The following is a 16935-nucleotide window of genomic DNA, read 5'->3' as shown; positions in this document are numbered from 1 at the left end:
AATAGATAGTCTAAATGAAAGCTCATCACTATAACTGTATTGGTTGATCTATTTTACACCATAAACTCAGGAGAGCCGTAATGACGAAGAAATTTACGTAGTTAACATCGAAGATAAATCTATCAATACATGTACGAATATTGACCAAAGTAGATCCTCATTTGGTCTTGGCTATTCTGAAATCACGACTGCTCAGCAAATAAGTGCTACAATAGAGAACAGACAACAATAGTTGGTGATTACTACATAAATATTATGTCAGAACGCAAAATCGATCAAAGCCAATCCTCATTTGGGGTTGGATTCAGCCATACCATTAACACTGAGCAAATAGCTAACACTATTCACAATCACTCACCTGAACAAAGGCAAACTCGTGCCGAGGCCGCAAAAGAAATCCAGGAGCTTTTAGATCAGTTATCTCAGACATACCCAACAACAACGGTTGCTGACAAATCAGCAGTTGCTGCAAAAGCTATGGAAGAAATTGAAAAACAGCCCGATGTGAAGAAAAAGGTACTTAAAGCTTTGAAAGCGGGTGGAGTAGCAGCGGTAATGGAGCTTACAAATAATCCAGTTGTAAAGATTCTAACTCCAATGCTTCAAAGTTTACTGGATGAAGGTGAGTAAGCCTTAATATCCTGATTTTAGAAAAAGTGCGCTCGCCTTGCCTTTCCCAATGAGTAAGGGCGATCGCTTTCTATTTGGATTACTGCTGCTGAAATTGAGCCAACAACCAAGCCCCTACCTGTGCTTGATCTTCAGTGCGACTCCGCCGCAAAGCCTCTTCCAACACAGCAATAGTTAATCCCGGCAAAACTTCCGATTGAACGATCCGCCGACTGCCATTATCAGCAATGATAGCAAAGGCAATAATTTTAGATTTCTGCACGTCTACTACCCAATATTCAGCGACTTTTAACTCTTCGTAAAGCAACCGTTTTTCACCAATATCATCAGCCAAAGTTGAGTCAGCAACTTCTATGACTAAATCTGGGGGTGGAGTAACGTCAAGAGTTACGATCGAACTTCCACTCGGTGCTAATTGCGCTCTCGATCCAATGTAGTAAGATACGTCTGGCTGACACTCTCGGATTCCTGTTTTCCGGTAACTACAGTTATCCAATCCATTTAAAGGGATAGCTTTCGCAATACAGAACAGACTCACTCCTAAAAAAATACTTCCATTGTCTCTAGCGTGGTTTGGCCCTACTGGCATAGTTTCAATCCTCATTTGTCCGTTGCGGTAATAGCATTTGGCTTTACTGTAAGCTGGGTCATCTGCCATCGCGATGAATTCTTCCCAGGTTGCTGCTACCCAGATATCAGTTGGCAATTTAGTCTTTAGTCCACTCATTTTTTTATCCCAAATATCTCGATCGTATAACACCACTCAATCAAATGCAAACCCTGTTCTCTCTACTCTTCCTCTGCGCCCTCTGCGCCCTCTGCGGTTAAATCAAAAAAATCTCAACTCCTTTTCCAAATCTTAATTTCCCCCAACCAACCCGCACTAACAATAGTCTTGCCATCGGCGCTAATAGCCACAGCACTAACATAGCCAGAATGACCGCTCAAATTACCTCTCAATTCCCCCGATCGCACATCCCAAAGTCTCACACTCTTATCCCAACTCCCAGTAACCAGCGTAGTGCCATCCCGACTGAAAGCCACCGACCAAACCCCGTCAGTATGCCCGCTTAAACGCCGAATTAACTGCCCGTTTCCGGCATTCCACAAACCGATTGTGCCGTTGCTATTTCCCGCAGCTAAACTCTTGCCGTCGGGAGTAAAAGCTAGCGACAAAACCGACAAGTTTTTGCCGCTAATCGTGCGAATTTCTTGACCAGTAGCTAAATTCCAGAACTTAATAGAACCGTCTTTGCTGCCGCTAGCTAAAGTTTTGCTATCGGGACTGATTGCAACTGCATTCACCAACCCAGAATGCCCAGTCAAAGTCCGCAGCAATTCCCCCGTTTTCGCATTCCAAATCTTAATCGTTTTGTCCCAACTACCGCTGGCTACAAATTGACCATCAGGACTAACGGCAACGCTCGAAACTGCATTGGAATGCCCGCTTAAAGTGCGTACAACCGCGCCAGTTTCTAAATTCCAAATTTTCACGGTTTTGTCGTCGCTGCCGCTAGCTAACACCTTGCCATCCGCACTCGCTGCCAGTGCGTTTACGGCTTCCGTGTGACCTTGCAGGGTAGTTTTTAATTGCCCGCTGGGAAAATTCCAAACTGAGATTGTGCCGTTGCTATTTCCTGTGGTAAAATAAGTTGAAGCTAGGGCAAGGGAACTGACAACTTCCGAAGGCCCTTTGAGGGTATTTGTGGCAGCAAAGGCGATCGCACTTGCGGGCGTGCGGGGCGCATTATTCGCCGGAGTTGTAGGGTTTCCGGCAGTAGGAGATTGGGGAACTACTGGCAGCGAAATAGTCGATCGCCATTTCATGAAAGTATTGATTTCTATCCCCGCCGCCACGATTTTATCGGAATTGTCCTCTAACCTGACAATGCCGTTAATTGCGACAACTCGCCCTGCATCGTCGAGCACCGGCCCGCCGCTCATGCCCGCTCTCACTAAGTTATTGTAGACCAAAGTATAGCCGTTCCAGGGAGTTTGGCGGCCGGTAAGCTGACCTTCCGTGGCGATGAAAATCGGTTGTCTCAGAGAACCGCCGGATATCGGCCAGCCAGCCACATAAGCCTTGTTTCCCTTAGTTGCTGCGGAATTGGCTAATTGAGCCAGGGGGTAGCTTTGAGCGCTGCTGAAGGGTACGACGGCTAAATCCATCCCCGGCACTCGCCGCACGAGGCTGTAGTATACAGAGTGAGCTTTGCCGTCAGGAGTTACAACCTCGTAATCGCCGGCTTTATCGACAACGTGCCAGTTTGTGAGAATATAGTATGTGCTGCCGTGTTTCTCTAAAATTACTCCTGAACCGCCTTTTGGCCCCTGGATGCGAACCGTAATTTCTTGGGCAACGGTTTTAACTTTGTCGGCGGTTAATGCTAGGGCAATTTGAGGTGATGTGAGTGGGATGAGGGCGATCGAACTCAGGGCGATCGTAGCACTCAAAATAGCCGGAATTGTTCTGCTGTAATTCATTATTGTGTAAATTTAACATACCCACATATCAACTGACGTATAACTTTTCCGGTTTGTGGCATATTGACGGTTGAGAACGCCAAAACGCCTGCGCGATCGAACTTTCGACATTCGCACAAGCCTAAAAATATTTTACACAGCCCTCTGCCTAGCAGAAAAATTTAGAATCGGGAACCGCACCTAGACTCAACAATAGCAACTGGCTGATCTCTATTCTTTTCTCGGCAAATCAGAATTTGAGCCAAACGCTGCTCGGAATAATACCCATTAGCCATCCAGCCGATGGGTGCGCCCGCGATCGCGCCAACTGCTAAACCAGTGATCAGGCTCCAAATAAGATGCTTGCGGGCGATCGGGTTTTCTTGCATAAAAATTTATCCTAAACACTTAGCCTTAGCAAAAATAGCACAAATAAAATTTACTGTCTTCCTCCTATTTACTTATTTCCTAAGTAGTAACCCACCCTTACTAGGGTGTGCAAGGCGCAGATTATCCATTACTAAGTAGGGTGCACAATGTGCACCTTACTTAATATCTAGGCTGCCCCATTTTATGCCAAATCAAACAGCAAAAATTCAGCATCTGCAGTCGCTTCAACCACCAACTCAGACTCACCACTAACGGCAGCAGCGTCGCCATTTTCCAAGGTCAAACCGTTGAGCAAAACCGAGCCGCGAGCCACCTGTATCCAAGCATGACGACTTGGCTGCAAAGCATGAGAAACCCGCGAATTTTTATCCAAAACAGCCGCATACAAATCCACATCTTGATGCACTTTCACAGCACCATCTCTCGCATCTCGCGCCGCCACTAACCGCAGTTTTCCGCGCCTTTCTGCTAGGGGAAATTCGCGCTGCTCGTAACTCGGCTGCAAGCCTTTTGTATCGGGTAACAGCCAGATTTGTAGCAAATGAACCGGGTCTGTTTGCGAGCTATTGAACTCGCTGTGCTGGATACCCGTACCTGCACTCATCCGCTGTACTTCACCGGGTTTAATCACTGCACCAGTACCCAAACTGTCCTTGTGTTCTAATGCTCCTTCTAATACATAAGTAATGATTTCCATGTCACTGTGCCCGTGAGTGCCGAAACCTTTGCCGGGACTAACAAAATCCTCATTAATTACGCGCAAAGATCGAAAATTCATATAATTTGGATCGTAATAGCCGGCAAAAGAAAATGTGTGGTAACTGTCGAGCCAACCGTGATTTGCGTGTCCTCTCGCTTCACTTTTTCTGATGGTAATCATTTTCTGAATCCTCAGTGAAATTTATCCGGTGTTTCTTTGATGTTTTTATTTTAAACCGAGTCAAGCTATTATGGATAGTACGCACTTAAAAGTGCGGTACTTACCAAAAAGATACTATGCAAGTCCAAGAAGTAAAAGTCGATCGCGCAAATTGCCCGGTAGAACGCACTCTAGAGGTGATTGGCGGGCGCTGGAAAGTCTTGATTCTGCGGGAGTTGTTTCAAGGAGTGAAGCGTTTTAACGAGCTGCAACGAGCTGTCAACGGCATTACTCAGAAGATGCTGACGCAGCAACTGCGCGAAATGGAATCAGACGGGATTGTGCACCGGGAAATTTACCTGCAAGTGCCACCAAAAGTTGAATATTCGCTAACGCCTTTGGGCGAAAGTCTCAAACCGATTATTAACGCCATGCACGAATGGGGAATTCAGCATATTAGCGAAGATGGAAAATGAGCGGTTTCTAGATGTTTTTTTTCCGCCTTCCGACAGATTTAAAATTTTCAACCTAGTTCAACAATAATAATATGAACAACATAGAGCGTCTCGCCACCCTCAACCGCATCCGCAAACTCAGCCGCCTGATGGATACCGCTATTGGCATCCCCGGCACCAAATTTCGCATTGGTTTAGACCCCATTATCGGTTTAGTTCCGGGTGCTGGGGATATCGTAGATACCGCATTTTCCGCCTACCTAATTTATTTAGCAACTCGATTCAACATTCCCCAAAAAACTCTCGGGAAAATGATTTACAATATTGGTCTAGAAGCCGTTGTGGGTTCAGTACCTTTAGTCGGAGATATCTTCGATGCTTTTTATAAATCAAACATGAGAAATCTAGCGCTTTTAGAAGAACACCTCGAAGCAGTAGAACCGGAACTAGCCGCAGTTGCAGAACCTGTTTCTCAATCGATTAAAATCTAGATGGGTAGCGCCAGCCCGGGCGGGTTAACATAATATTTGCTATCACAAAAATGCTCAAAAAACCCGCCATTACCAACTTACAATCTATACAGAATAGCGTTTCACAGATTCCACCAAAGCAATAACATCGGCTTCCCGAGTATTAAAAGCCGTTACCAGTCTAACAGTACATTTATCCCACCGATAAAACAGAAAACCATCAGCTAAAACCGATGTAATTACTGATTCGGGAAGTTGCATAAAAATCTCATTGGCTTCAACACGATGGCAAAACTTTACTCCCTCAACACCTGCCAAGCCTTGCGCCAACTTAGCCGCCATATTATTTGCATGAGCCGCATTTTTTAGCCACAAATCATCAGTGATATACGCTTCCAACTGCGCCGACAAAAACCGCATTTTCGAGAAAAGATGCCCGCTGCGCTTGCGGTAAAAAGGGAAAGTCTTTGCTAATTTTTGATTAAAAAAAACCACAGCTTCCGCAGCCATTGCACCGTTTTTTGTCGCTCCAAACGAGAGAATATCGACACCAGCGCGCCAAGTAACATCAGCAGGAGAACAGCCAAGACTGGCGACAGCATTTGCAAAGCGAGCTCCATCCATGTGCAGGCGCAAATTGTGAGCGCGAACCACTTCCGAAATGTGAGAAATTTCCGCTGGATTGTAGACTGTGCCGGCTTCCGTTGCTTGAGTGATGCTGACGGCTGCGGGCTGTACGTGGTGGACGACACCTGCACCAGCGCGATCGAGTATTTTTCCTAAAGTCTCTGCCTCTATTTTACCATGATTTCCTGTTACTGTAACTAACTTGGCACCGCCTGTAAAAAACTCCGGCGCGCCGCATTCATCCAGATTAATATGAGATGCCGCGTGACAGTAAACAGCGCCGTAAGGAGGAGTAACAACCGCCAGGGCTAGCGCATTAGCAGCAGAACCAGTTGCTACCGGAAAAACAGTCACCGATGTCTCGAACAAATCCGAAAATTTAACTTGCAAACGCTGTGTATATTCATCATCTCCGTAAGACATCACAGTACCGGAATTAGCCGCTGCAATCGCAGCCATAATCTCCGGCGAAACCCCGGTTGCATTGTCGCTACAAAAATTCATTAGAATAATTGGTAAATAGAATCTATAATATAACTCAACACTCAGCATTTAACACTCACGCATTAAACCAAGAGGAAGAATTATGGCAGAATACCGCCAAATAGAATACCGCATCGGCAAAGACGGCAAAATTACCGAAACCGTCCTAAACGCCACTGGTTCGAGTTGCACCGCAACCACCGCCGGAATTGAAAAAGCCCTCGGCAAAGTAGAATCTCAAGACTTGCTGCCAGAATACTACCAAGGCGAAGAAAATTTGAGCGTTGAACAAACGCAGACTTTAAAACAAGTTTAGAAGAGTTAAAGATGTTTGAGATCCTCGGTGCAACAGTTGATGTAACAACAGTGCCTGCCTTCAGCTTCGCGCTCGCTATCGGGGGCATTTTTCTAATTTTAGTCTACCTTTATGCTGCATCTGAGGCGGGAGATGCGATCGAGTTTAAGTACGATACAATTCTGCGGGAACGCATGAATCAGCTAGACATTCTCGATTGGCAAGATTTAGGCGAAAAAGCAGGCTTAAGTCGCTTTGCGGTGCGCTTAGTGCGGCAGGGAGACGTGGGAAAACTCACCCTAGACCAACTGAGGCGGCTGGCAACAGTGCTGAATTTGAATTTTCAAGAGTTCGATCGCACTTTGAGCGCGCTGCCCACATCGGCTACAATCACAACTAATCCCACCGAAATTGAAGAATTGAGGCAGCAGTGTTTCCGGCTGCGAGAAGAATTACAGCAGCAAAAAGCTCAACTAACTGCCGATTTTCGCCGCGCTACCTTTGAACAGTTGCAAACTTTGTTAACCAACTATCCCGCCGCCCGCAAAATGGCAGAAGCCAAGCCGGATATGCCCGCCAAAAATCTCTCAGCTTTGTTTACTCCCTTAGAAAACCTGTTATCAAGCTGGGATTTTCAAACAATCGGTTCTGCGTGGGAACAAACTGCTTACAATCCGCAGTTGCACCAGCCGGATGTTGAAGATATAACCGAAGGAGAATTAGTTTATATTCGATTTGTAGGCTATCGGGAGGGAGAGCGAATTCTTACTCCTGCTAAAGTTAGTCGCACCCTGCCAGCGGGAATGAAAAATTAAATTTTAAATTTTAAATCAACATGACTACAGTTGCCATTGACTTCGGCACCAGCAACACGGTTGTCTGCATTCTCAACCCGGATACGCAAACACCAGAAACTTTGAGATTGGGCGAAATGTCCCGCATTTTTAAAACGAAGAATTTGAGCGGAGATGTTCGAGAAATATCTGTAGTGCCGACTTTAGTTTTTGTGAACAAGGCGGGAGAGTTGGTGTTGGGAGAAAAAGTGCGATCGCAGCGATTGGGGCAATCCCAGCCAGACCGTTTTTTCAAAGCTTTTAAACGCAATTTAGCTGCAGACTTTCAGCCGCCGCCCCGTAATATCGAAGGCGAAACCTACACAGCCGAATCAGTAGCAGAACAGTTTATCATAACTATTTGGAAACAATTATATTTACAAAATATACAGGCAGAAAAAGTAATTTTCACAGTCCCAGTTGGAGCATTTGAGCGATATCTAGATTGGTTTCGCGACTTAGGAGAAAGTTTGGGAGTTGCGGAAATTCAGGTAATAGATGAATCCACAGCCGCCGCCCTAGGATATGCAGTAAAACGCCCCGGTTCTCTAGTTTTAGTAGTTGATTTTGGCGGCGGAACTTTAGATTTAAGTTTAGTTCGTACTGCTCTAACCCCCCCCTTACCACCCCTTACCAAGGGGGGGAGGAATCTCGCTCCCCCCCTTGACAAGGGGGGGCTGGGGGGGGTGCGTGCCGAAGTGTTGGCAAAATCCGATGCTTATGTCGGCGGCGAAGATATTGACATCTGGATTGTCGAAGATTATTTGCGGCAAATTGGTTCGTCGCGGGCAGAAGTCGGCCCAGTTGGCTGGCAAAACTTATTAGAAATAGCGGAAAAATTAAAAATTCAACTTTCTCAAGTTAATGAGGCGAAGGAAAGCTGGTTTGACGATGAAAATTTTATGTCTTACGACTTGCAGCTAAACCGAGACAAGCTTGAGGAAATTCTTGAATCTAGGCAGTTGTTAGAACAGTTGCGGGAAAGTTTAGATGAAGTGCTGAGTATTGCACAGGGAAAAGGTATCGGCAAAGCAGATATAGAACAGGTTTTGCTGGTAGGAGGAACTTCTTTAATCCCGGCTGTATCTAATTTAGTGGTTTCGTATTTTGGGCGGCAAAAAGTCCAAAGAGACAAGCCTTTTGAAGCCGTGGCACACGGTGCTTTAGCGTTGACACAATTAGCGAGTGTTGACGATTATTTGCGCCACAGCTATGCAATTCGCCTCTGGGAACCTTATGCTAAAGCTTATGCTTATTCGCCGATATTTAGCAAGGAAATGAAGTATCCCTGTAAAAGTTCCGAAGAGTTGACGTTGCAAGTGGCAATTGAAGGGCAAAGGGAAATTCGGTTAGATATTGGGGAAGTTGCGGAGGTATCGCAAGCGGAGGTTATTTTTAACGAAAAAGGGCAAATGACGAGCAGCTTGCTCAACAAAAAAACAGATTTTCGATCTCTGGAAAGCCACCACCAGCAGGTTTGCGTAGCGCATTTGAATCCGCCCGGGGTATTGGGAGTTGACAGGGTTTCGGTGAGTTTTGAGGTGGATGAGAGGCGGGTTTTGTTGGCGACGGTGCGGGATTTGGTGACTGGTAAGGTGTTGGTGGAAAAAGGGGCGATCGCCAAACTGCAATAATGATAAAATTTTTAGATAACATTCGGATATTGAAATCGCTCTTACAAAAAGTCTCGTCCGGATGGTGCGCGGACTGAAAAATATCGATTAAAATCAAATTTATGCTGCCATGAAAAAGCAACAAAATAAATTCAGCCACCTGACGGCCATCGAAAGAATTTATCTGTCATTTCCGGCAAGATTTTTATTGGATAAAAACTTGCTGCAAGGCAAAGTTTTAGATTTTGGCTGCGGCTTGGGCAGCGATGTGAGATTGTTGCAGCAAAAAGGCTTCGATATTACGGGTTATGACCCTTATTACTTCCCGGAATTCCCCGAAGATAAATTCGACACAATCATTTGCTTTTATGTTTTGAATGTTTTGTTCCCTGAAGAACAAGCTAATGTCCTGATGGAAGTGTCCCACCTGTTGAAACCGGGAGGGAATGCGTATTTTGCGGTGAGAAGGGATATCAAAAAAGAAGGCTTTCGAGAACATTATGTCCACAAAAAACCTACATATCAGTGCATTGTCAAACTTCCATTTAAGCCATTTCACCTAGATGAGTATTGCGAAATTTACAAATACGTGCATTACAACCATCAAAGAAATTCTACTAATAACTGCATATTCTGCAATCCGTATAAAAATCTAATTTTGCTAACTGAATCAGCAACAGCTTATGCGATGTTTGATGGTTATCCCGCCAGCAAAGGTCATGTTTTAATCATCCCCAAGCGTCACGTCGCTAATTATTTTGAACTGCCGTTTCGAGAGCAATCGGCTTGCTGGTTTATGGCTAATAAGGTACAAGAGATGTTAAGTAAAGAGTTTCAGCCTGACGGGTTTAATGTGGGAATAAATATTAATAAACAGGCTGGTCAAAGTCGCACTCACGCGGCTATTCATGTGATCCCGCGTTATAAGGGCGATGCGGCTGGGAATAAAGGCGGAATTAGGTATGTGATTCCCAAGAGTGGAAAATAAAAGTTAGCCAATTGTGAAAGAAATTATTTTTTACCGCAGAGGCGCCGAGAACACAGAGGTATAGAGAAAAGAGGAATTTATAATTTTTGTAAGGATTGTTATCTTTGAGCAAACGGCGAGCAAAATAGAGTTAAAATGTGTTTGCCAAGTCTCAAACTACACATTAGCAGCAATTTGGTGTTCTGTTTATGTCTAAGCGCAAAAAGCAAGAATGGCTTAAGGAAACCCTAGAGCTCAAAGAAGACCACAATTGGAAGTCAAAGTCTGGAACTCGAATTTTTGTAGCAGGAAGAGGTGCAGTCCGCTTTGATGTCCCGGAAGATTGGCATTTTGAACCGGATACTAATTCGTTCCGGTTTACGGATAAAAAGCCGCCGGATGATGATTGTCGTTTGGAGGTTTCGTTTAATTTGCTACCACCTGGTAACTGGGCAGATTTTCCGCTGGTGCCGCTATTACAGAAGGTGGTTGAAGATGAGACGCGGAATCCGATCGCTTTTGGGGAAATTATCCAATTGAAGCGGCAAACTGCCCGCATTGTTTGGACGGAATTTAAGTTTATCGACCCTCCAGAACAGCGGGAAGCTTATTCGCGAATCTGTATTGGATTGGGTTCTAATGTTCAGTGTTTGATTACTTTTGATTACTGGGTTGACGATGCAGAGCGTTTGACTCCTGTCTGGGATACGGTGATGGATTCGTTAGTTCTGGGTTTGTTTATTAGCGACCCTCGAACGGGGTTCGCACGTCCAGACTAGACCGATTTTCTGGGAAACTTTCAACAACTAATTTTGCTAAGTGTTGGATTCGCAAGCCATCGGTCAGTAAATTTAGAACCTACATTAAACTTTACAACCGCTTTGCCATGTAAATATCTGGCTTGCCAATTCCGTTGGCGTCGGGCATCACTCCCACGATCGCAAAACCCATTTTTTGATAAAATTCGTAGGGATGACCGCGCAAATTTCTAATTTTGGCGACGTGTTCCCAAACGTTAGGATAAAGATTGATGCCTGAAAGAGTGGTTTGATTGTCTTCGTCGTCGGTACCCACCCACAGCACGAGCCCTCCCTGGTTTTTAGCTTCTGTTGCTAAATCAGCTACGAGCGATCGACCAATTCCTTGTCCGCGAAATTCTGTTCCCACTACCAGCGGGTGAAGTTCCCAAACATTACCGTCATACTGTTTAATCCCGCCAATCCATCCCAAAACTTGATTGCTGTCGGCGACAGCAATTCGACTGATGCGATCGGCTCCCAAAGATTCTTGCACTTCTTGCAAAGCAGATTTTAGATCGGGCCAAGCATCGGGCCAATGCTCTTTAAAACCTTCAACTATTAATCTAGCTACCTGTTGAATTTTTGGCTCGTCAACCGCACGCAAATCTGTAATTTGTACGTTCATGAATTTACATACTAAATCAAGGATTACGGACTAATACGCTCACAAACCGGATTTTATAACCGGGGTAAACGGCAAAAACGAAGTCAGGACTCACGAGGGCAACATTCGCTACAGCTTGCCCGATCGCCAGCTTTCATATTTCAGTCTAGGCTAATTTTGCCATAAAATCGGATTTGGCGATCGGGTGAGGGCGATCGATCTTCTGCAGCGATAATTTGCGATCGCTAGTTTGCTAGATTTGAGGCGATCGGCTAATCCTGAAAATGCTATAATTATTAACAAGTTGTGCTTAGGGAGACTACGGAAATGCAGCTCGCACCATTTGAAGAAAAGATGTGGAATAGTTGGTCACAAAACACACCCGATCATCGCAGGTTCGAGCGCGACACATACCAGCGCTACGACTTCAAAGAAACACCAATCGTTACCGAAATTAACCGTGAAAAGCTTCCCCGGTTTGTTGAATCATTAAAGCTTTCTAATTATATAGAAATGCGATCGTTCTACCAAAGAAGGGGTCGTTGGACTGCGACGATGAAATCCCGATTAATAGAGTCATTTATTCTCAATATTCCCGTACCTTCAATAATTCTGTACAAACAAGATTTCAAGCCTTATGAAGTCTTGGATGGTGAGCAGCGAATCTCCGCTATTCAAGAGTTTTATGAAAACAAACTAAAACTGACTGAGCTGGAAATTTTGCCTGAATTAAATGGACATACCTACAGCAGACTTCCTCTACAAATTAGGGCTAATATCGATCGCCGATCCATATCCTCAATAGCAATTCTTGCCGAATTAACCTCCAACCCTGAAGCAGACAAGTTCCTCAAAAAGAAAACCTTTGAACGTCTAAATACTGGAAGATTAAACTTCAGCCAGCAGGAAATGAGAAACATTTTGTATGGTGGAAAGTTCAATGAACTGTTGCTAAAATTAGCGCGCAATCCCATATTTGCTGAAGCTTGGGGAATTCCGACAGACGATAACAGCCGAGACTTAGAGAAGAACATTATTTATGAAAAAATGGAAGATGCTGAATTAGTTTTGCGTTTTTTTGCCCTAAGGAATATAGAACATTATCAAATGGAACTGCTAGAGTTTTTAGACTTGTATATGATGAAAACTTTAAGTTTTTCACTGCACGACATTAATTTCTTGGAAGATACTTTTATAGAAACTCTTTCATTAGCCTATCGAGTTTACGGCCAGCATTTATTTAAACCATTCGATCCTCAATCTCAAACTTGGTCTGAACAATCCAATCGATTCTATTATGATGCGACTATGCTTGGTTTTAACAAGCATTTACTTGATGCCTATCAATTAATGTCTGGAAGACATCGCGTTATTGAAGCAACAAAAAACCTCTTTAACCAACCGGAAGCTCGTTTTTTGACAGGAGGTGGAACAAGTAAAGCAGAGATTCAGGAGCGGCTCAGAATATTTGACGAAATGCTTTCGCAAGTTATCGGAGAGTAACTTGCGATGTTTGAGGAGCTGATCGAGAAAGCTAGTGTCAAAATTTCAACAGTTCGTGCGATAATCAAGACTAACCATCGACTTAGAAGAATCGTATTTCGAGACAGTTTCAATAAACAGAAGTTGGCAGAAGATCCTGAATTGGCCGCATTAATAGAGGTAATTCCTAGCGAAAAGGAGTGGGAAATTTACGATCGCTCTGCTGTTGTAACCCGATTGTATGCTATTTACGAGCGCTTCGTTGAGGATTTAATTTCGGATTGGCTGCGACGGATGCCCGATTTGGTTCCACGTTATTCAGATTTGGGAGAAAAAATCCAAAATACCCATCGAGAGGGTATAGGGCGCTTATTGATTGACATCAAAAAGAATAGGTTTCAACACCTTTCAGTTGAGAAAGTAGTGCAAGGATTATCCTGTGGAATTACTGACACTGGAAAATACGAGCTACTTCCTGATGCTTTCCTATTGCACGAGCAAAATTTACGGAAGGAAGTGCTAGAAACAGTGTTGAAAAATGCTGGGATTGATGAGGCGTGGAAATGGGTAATTAACCACAAAGAAATTAAATATTTTGTAGAGGAAGTTCGCGGCAGTCAAAACACGGCAGAAGGAGAACTAAAACAACTGGTTGACTATCGAAATAAAGCAGCACACGGCTCTACAGATGAGATTTTGGGGACTCAAGAACTGTTGGACTTAGGTGATTTTGTTGAGGCTTTATGTAAATCCCTTGCCGATTTAGTCACCTACAATATAATTTTACGCCAGATCGATCGAGGGCTGGTAAGGGAGATTGGAAAAATTACTGAGTGGTTCAAAAAGCCACAAGCAGGGGTAGCCAAAGTTCAGCAAGTTACATTAACTGTAGAAGAACGTGTTTTTCTAGTTTTAGTTAATGATGAATTGTCGTACTGCTACGCTGCTAAAGTTGAGAGCCTTCAGCTTAATGATATTTCCCACAATCATGTGGAAATAACCTCGGAGGCAGAAGTAGGGTTAAAGTTCGATCGGGATGCCAGAATAGGCTTGACTATTTATGTAACTAAATCAAACCCAGTTGAGTGAATCTTTCGTTAACTGCGATCGCCCGATCGCCAATTTCCCGCAAAATACTAACACAAGTGCCCTACAATTATCCCACCATCTGGCATCAACCAACCTGCTAACCCCATGCTTTGCGATTACCTGGTACAAATCCTCACCGCCCGCGTCTACGATGTTGCTCAAGAAACAGCCCTAGAAGTAGCCCCGAATCTATCAGCACGGCTCAACAATAAACTTTTGCTGAAGCGAGAGGATATGCAGTCGGTGTTTTCCTTCAAACTGCGGGGTGCGTACAACAAAATGGCGCAACTGTCGCCGGATTTGCTAGCACAAGGTGTGATTGCAGCTTCCGCCGGCAACCACGCCCAAGGAGTCGCCCTCGCCGCCCGCCACCTGGGAACTCGCGCGATTATAGTCATGCCCGTAACGACGCCGCAGGTGAAGGTAAATGCGGTGATAGCCCGTGGTGGAGAGGTAGTCTTGCATGGGGATGCTTACGATGATGCTTACGCCTTTGCGCGTCAATTAGAGGCCGAAAAAGGTATGACTTTTATTCACCCTTTTGATGATCCCTACGTGATTGCTGGACAGGGTACGATCGGCATGGAAATTCTGCGGCAACATCAAAAACCAATTCACGCAATTTTTGTGGCAATTGGCGGCGGGGGATTGATTTCGGGAATTGCTGCCTATGTCAAGCGGTTGCGGCCGGAAATTAAGATTATTGGCGTCGAACCGGTGGATTCCGATGCAATGAATCAATCGCTGAAAGCGGGTAAACGGGTGCGTTTGTCGCAGGTGGGTTTATTTGCTGACGGCGTTGCGGTGCGGGAAGTGGGGGAGGAAACTTTTCGGCTGTGTCAGGAGTATGTGGATGAGATTATTTTGGTGGATACGGATGATGTTTGCGCGGCGATTAAGGATGTTTTTGAAGATACGCGATCGATATTAGAACCTGCCGGCGCTTTGGCGATCGCAGGTGCGAAAGCTTACGTGGAACGGGAACAAATCGCAGGACAAACATTAATTGCTGTTGCTTGCGGCGCGAACATGAATTTCGATCGGCTGCGTTTTGTAGCAGAAAGAGCCGAGTTTGGCGAACGCCGCGAAGCCATTTTTGCAGTCACAATTCCCGAACAACCGGGAAGTCTCCGCAGGTTTTGCGAATGTCTGGGCAAACGCAATTTAACTGAATTTAGCTATCGAATTGCGGATGAGAAAGAGGCACATATTTTTATCGGCGTACAAATTCAAAACCGTGCCGATGCGGTGAAGATAGCCGCAAGTTTTGAAGGTTGTGGCTTCAAGACTTTGGATTTAACGGATGATGAATTAACTAAATTGCACGTGCGGCATATGGTGGGCGGGCGTTCGATGCTGGCCGATCATGAATTGTTTTATCGCTTTGAATTTCCCGAACGTCCGGGTGCCTTGATGAAGTTTGTCGGTTCGATGAGCCCTAACTGGAATATCAGCGTTTTTCACTATCGAAATAATGGCGCCGATTACGGGCGAATTGTGGTGGGAATTCAAGTTCCGCCCGATGAGATGCAGGAATGGCAGGCTTTTTTGGATACGCTGGGCTATCAGTATGGGGATGAGAGTCAAAATCCGGCGTATAAGCTATTTTTAAGATAGTTTGGTTTGTGGTTTTGAAACAAATTAATATTTAGGAACGTGTTCAAAAAAATATTGCCGTTTTTTTTGATGATTTTTGCTGTTGCTGTTGTGGCTGCAGTTGCACATTTTGCGATCGAACAACTTTCCAGCCCAGTCAGTTATTTTCAACCTGTGGATACCAGAGATGGTGCAGAGTTGTACAAAAAAGAACTACCCAACGGAAATCACGCTTATTTGCAAGTTATTAACGTCCAAAAAATGCAAATAGACCAGCTAATTGGAGAGGTGGATCGGATGGTTTTCAATAAAGGACTGTATTATCAGGGAGAAAACAAATATTACAGTCCTTTCTTTAAGAGCAAGTTATTCTCTGAAGTTAGAGGAGAATACAAAAAACTTTACGGTAATGGTGTTTTCTCCGTGATTAACTGTTCTTTTTTTGAACAATACGAACGCAGCACGCAGCTATCTTTTCCTATCAAATTTAACGGTCAAGTTATTACTGGCGGTAGCGGCATCTACGGCCCAGTCAAGAAACCCAAAGATTGGCAGTATAAAAATGTTCGATTGAAAGCTTTGGTCTGGAACGATCGAGAAGCATATATCACAAATTACGAACCGCAAACCGGAAAGCCATTGAATCAAAAAGAAGTACAAAATGCAGTTGTTACTTACAAATACAAGCACCATCCAGCTAAACTCATATCTAAAAATCCCGCAAATAGGTATCACGTTATCGGTACGCTGGACAAAGATGGTCGCAAGGGTAATGAATTGCTGGCAATTATCACAGTTAATGAAGCGACATTAGATGCAGCAGCTAAGTTAATGCGAGAATTCGGAGTGAAAGGAGATATCGTGACGATCGACGGCGGACTCTCAACTTATCTATTCAATCCTAAAATCGGGGAGATTATGTTGCCTCAATCAAATAATATTGCCACTCGCGAACTGCCGCACTATTTAGGATTTAGGAATAGAAAATCTCAGACAGCTTCACCAACAATATTAGTGGCTAAACCAGCAGTCCAAGTGCAGGTGGAAGCAAATAAACCTTATTTGATTTTGTGGAGAGACAATATTCAGGATGAGGTCAAGATTGAGCTGTATCGAGAGAATAAGTTGGTTGAAACCATAGCCAACCGCACGACTAGCGATGGGGTTTATGAATGGAAACCTAAGATTGCTGTAAAATCAGGGTCTTTGATTCGGATTTCAAGTGTTAAAAATGCCAAGGTGTCTGGGGCTTTGCAGTTGTGATTGTTGTTGGCAAAGA

General features: G+C 44.4%; 18 protein-coding genes. 12 read left to right on the top strand and 6 right to left on the bottom strand.

Annotated features, from left to right (window positions below; genetic code table 11):
* Positions 1-255 precede the first annotated feature (255 nt).
* The gene (locus QUA04_RS05695; RefSeq protein WP_333254610.1) at positions 256-630 is read left to right on the top strand and encodes a hypothetical protein; all 375 of its coding nucleotides are present in this window, start codon (positions 256-258) and stop codon (positions 628-630) included.
* Positions 631-709: 79 nt separating this feature from the next.
* On the opposite strand, the gene QUA04_RS05690 is transcribed toward QUA04_RS05695, so the two are convergent.
* The 4 genes from QUA04_RS05690 to QUA04_RS05675 form a co-directional block, all read right to left on the bottom strand.
* Positions 710-1357: a Uma2 family endonuclease gene (locus QUA04_RS05690; protein ID WP_333254608.1), complete on the bottom strand. Its 648-nt coding sequence runs from the start codon at positions 1355-1357 to the stop codon at positions 710-712.
* 113 nt (positions 1358-1470) lie between these two features.
* Complete coding sequence (locus tag QUA04_RS05685) at positions 1471-3114, bottom strand: WD40 domain-containing protein (RefSeq protein WP_333254606.1); 1644 nt, start codon at positions 3112-3114, stop codon at positions 1471-1473.
* A 161-nt stretch (positions 3115-3275) separates the two neighbouring features.
* Positions 3276-3482 (bottom strand): hypothetical protein, encoded by a 207-nt coding sequence (locus tag QUA04_RS05680; RefSeq protein WP_333045541.1) that lies wholly within the window; start codon positions 3480-3482, stop codon positions 3276-3278.
* Between the two features lie 182 nt (positions 3483-3664).
* Positions 3665-4363, bottom strand: a complete 699-nt coding sequence (locus tag QUA04_RS05675) for a pirin family protein (RefSeq protein ID WP_333254604.1) — start codon at positions 4361-4363, stop codon at positions 3665-3667.
* Positions 4364-4479: 116 nt separating this feature from the next.
* On the opposite strand from QUA04_RS05675, the gene QUA04_RS05670 reads away from it, so the two are divergent.
* Entirely contained in the window at positions 4480-4818 is a 339-nt protein-coding gene (locus QUA04_RS05670) for a helix-turn-helix domain-containing protein (protein WP_333204426.1), read from the top strand.
* Positions 4819-4889: 71 nt separating this feature from the next.
* Entirely contained in the window at positions 4890-5288 is a 399-nt protein-coding gene (locus QUA04_RS05665; protein ID WP_333254601.1) for a DUF4112 domain-containing protein, read from the top strand.
* Positions 5289-5372: 84 nt separating this feature from the next.
* Here the strand turns inward: QUA04_RS05665 and QUA04_RS05660 are convergent, their stop codons facing one another.
* A complete protein-coding gene (locus QUA04_RS05660) occupies positions 5373-6398 on the bottom strand; it encodes a low specificity L-threonine aldolase (protein WP_333254599.1) in 1026 nt (341 codons plus the stop codon).
* 82 nt (positions 6399-6480) lie between these two features.
* On the opposite strand from QUA04_RS05660, the gene QUA04_RS05655 reads away from it, so the two are divergent.
* From QUA04_RS05655 to QUA04_RS05635, 5 genes are all read left to right on the top strand, one after another.
* Positions 6481-6693, top strand: coding sequence for a DUF2997 domain-containing protein (locus tag QUA04_RS05655; protein WP_333254597.1), 213 nt, complete (start codon positions 6481-6483; stop codon positions 6691-6693).
* 11 nt (positions 6694-6704) lie between these two features.
* Positions 6705-7487, top strand: coding sequence for an XRE family transcriptional regulator (locus QUA04_RS05650; protein ID WP_333254594.1), 783 nt, complete (start codon positions 6705-6707; stop codon positions 7485-7487).
* A gap of 20 nt (positions 7488-7507) precedes the next feature.
* Positions 7508-9139: an Hsp70 family protein gene (locus QUA04_RS05645; protein ID WP_333254591.1), complete on the top strand. Its 1632-nt coding sequence runs from the start codon at positions 7508-7510 to the stop codon at positions 9137-9139.
* Between the two features lie 109 nt (positions 9140-9248).
* The gene (locus tag QUA04_RS05640) at positions 9249-10106 is read left to right on the top strand and encodes a bifunctional class I SAM-dependent methyltransferase/HIT family protein (RefSeq protein ID WP_333254590.1); all 858 of its coding nucleotides are present in this window, start codon (positions 9249-9251) and stop codon (positions 10104-10106) included.
* 188 nt (positions 10107-10294) lie between these two features.
* Positions 10295-10864, top strand: coding sequence for a hypothetical protein (locus QUA04_RS05635; protein ID WP_333254588.1), 570 nt, complete (start codon positions 10295-10297; stop codon positions 10862-10864).
* Positions 10865-10955: 91 nt separating this feature from the next.
* Here the strand turns inward: QUA04_RS05635 and QUA04_RS05630 are convergent, their stop codons facing one another.
* The gene (locus QUA04_RS05630) at positions 10956-11510 is read right to left on the bottom strand and encodes a GNAT family N-acetyltransferase (protein WP_333254585.1); all 555 of its coding nucleotides are present in this window, start codon (positions 11508-11510) and stop codon (positions 10956-10958) included.
* A 306-nt stretch (positions 11511-11816) separates the two neighbouring features.
* Here QUA04_RS05630 and QUA04_RS05625 point away from each other — a divergent pair, with 306 nt between their 5' ends.
* The 4 genes from QUA04_RS05625 (at position 11817) to QUA04_RS05610 (ending at position 16919) form a co-directional block, all read left to right on the top strand.
* Positions 11817-12992, top strand: a complete 1176-nt coding sequence (locus QUA04_RS05625) for a DUF262 domain-containing protein (protein ID WP_333254583.1) — start codon at positions 11817-11819, stop codon at positions 12990-12992.
* A gap of 6 nt (positions 12993-12998) precedes the next feature.
* Complete coding sequence (locus QUA04_RS05620; protein ID WP_333254580.1) at positions 12999-14060, top strand: MAE_28990/MAE_18760 family HEPN-like nuclease; 1062 nt, start codon at positions 12999-13001, stop codon at positions 14058-14060.
* 84 nt (positions 14061-14144) lie between these two features.
* Positions 14145-15677 (top strand): threonine ammonia-lyase, biosynthetic, encoded by a 1533-nt coding sequence (gene ilvA, locus QUA04_RS05615; protein ID WP_333254617.1) that lies wholly within the window; start codon positions 14145-14147, stop codon positions 15675-15677.
* A gap of 39 nt (positions 15678-15716) precedes the next feature.
* Positions 15717-16919, top strand: coding sequence for a hypothetical protein (locus tag QUA04_RS05610; RefSeq protein ID WP_333254577.1), 1203 nt, complete (start codon positions 15717-15719; stop codon positions 16917-16919).
* Positions 16920-16935 lie beyond the last annotated feature (16 nt).

Source organism: Microcoleus sp. S13_C5, from assembly GCF_036700845.1.
In the GTDB taxonomy this organism is placed as follows: domain Bacteria; phylum Cyanobacteriota; class Cyanobacteriia; order Cyanobacteriales; family Microcoleaceae; genus Microcoleus.
Note: the sequence above shows the minus strand (reverse complement) of the source record. Positions and strands in the feature narration are given on the sequence as shown.

Excerpts from the sequence above, each read along its gene's own strand:
- QUA04_RS05690 (WP_333254608.1), bottom strand. The coding sequence starts at position 1,357 with ATGAGTGGACTAAAGACTAAATTGCCAACTGATATCTGGGTAGCAGCA.
- QUA04_RS05660 (WP_333254599.1), bottom strand. The coding sequence starts at position 6,398 with ATGAATTTTTGTAGCGACAATGCAACCGGGGTTTCGCCGGAGATTATG.
- QUA04_RS05675 (WP_333254604.1), bottom strand. The coding sequence starts at position 4,363 with ATGATTACCATCAGAAAAAGTGAAGCGAGAGGACACGCAAATCACGGT.
- QUA04_RS05635 (WP_333254588.1), top strand. The coding sequence starts at position 10,295 with ATGTCTAAGCGCAAAAAGCAAGAATGGCTTAAGGAAACCCTAGAGCTC.
- QUA04_RS05665 (WP_333254601.1), top strand. The coding sequence starts at position 4,890 with ATGAACAACATAGAGCGTCTCGCCACCCTCAACCGCATCCGCAAACTC.
- QUA04_RS05655 (WP_333254597.1), top strand. The coding sequence starts at position 6,481 with ATGGCAGAATACCGCCAAATAGAATACCGCATCGGCAAAGACGGCAAA.
- QUA04_RS05630 (WP_333254585.1), bottom strand. The coding sequence starts at position 11,510 with ATGAACGTACAAATTACAGATTTGCGTGCGGTTGACGAGCCAAAAATT.
- QUA04_RS05645 (WP_333254591.1), top strand. The coding sequence starts at position 7,508 with ATGACTACAGTTGCCATTGACTTCGGCACCAGCAACACGGTTGTCTGC.
- QUA04_RS05695 (WP_333254610.1), top strand. The coding sequence starts at position 256 with ATGTCAGAACGCAAAATCGATCAAAGCCAATCCTCATTTGGGGTTGGA.
- QUA04_RS05680 (WP_333045541.1), bottom strand. The coding sequence starts at position 3,482 with ATGCAAGAAAACCCGATCGCCCGCAAGCATCTTATTTGGAGCCTGATC.
- QUA04_RS05640 (WP_333254590.1), top strand. The coding sequence starts at position 9,249 with ATGAAAAAGCAACAAAATAAATTCAGCCACCTGACGGCCATCGAAAGA.
- QUA04_RS05620 (WP_333254580.1), top strand. The coding sequence starts at position 12,999 with ATGTTTGAGGAGCTGATCGAGAAAGCTAGTGTCAAAATTTCAACAGTT.
- QUA04_RS05670 (WP_333204426.1), top strand. The coding sequence starts at position 4,480 with ATGCAAGTCCAAGAAGTAAAAGTCGATCGCGCAAATTGCCCGGTAGAA.
- QUA04_RS05625 (WP_333254583.1), top strand. The coding sequence starts at position 11,817 with ATGCAGCTCGCACCATTTGAAGAAAAGATGTGGAATAGTTGGTCACAA.
- QUA04_RS05650 (WP_333254594.1), top strand. The coding sequence starts at position 6,705 with ATGTTTGAGATCCTCGGTGCAACAGTTGATGTAACAACAGTGCCTGCC.
- QUA04_RS05685 (WP_333254606.1), bottom strand. The coding sequence starts at position 3,114 with ATGAATTACAGCAGAACAATTCCGGCTATTTTGAGTGCTACGATCGCC.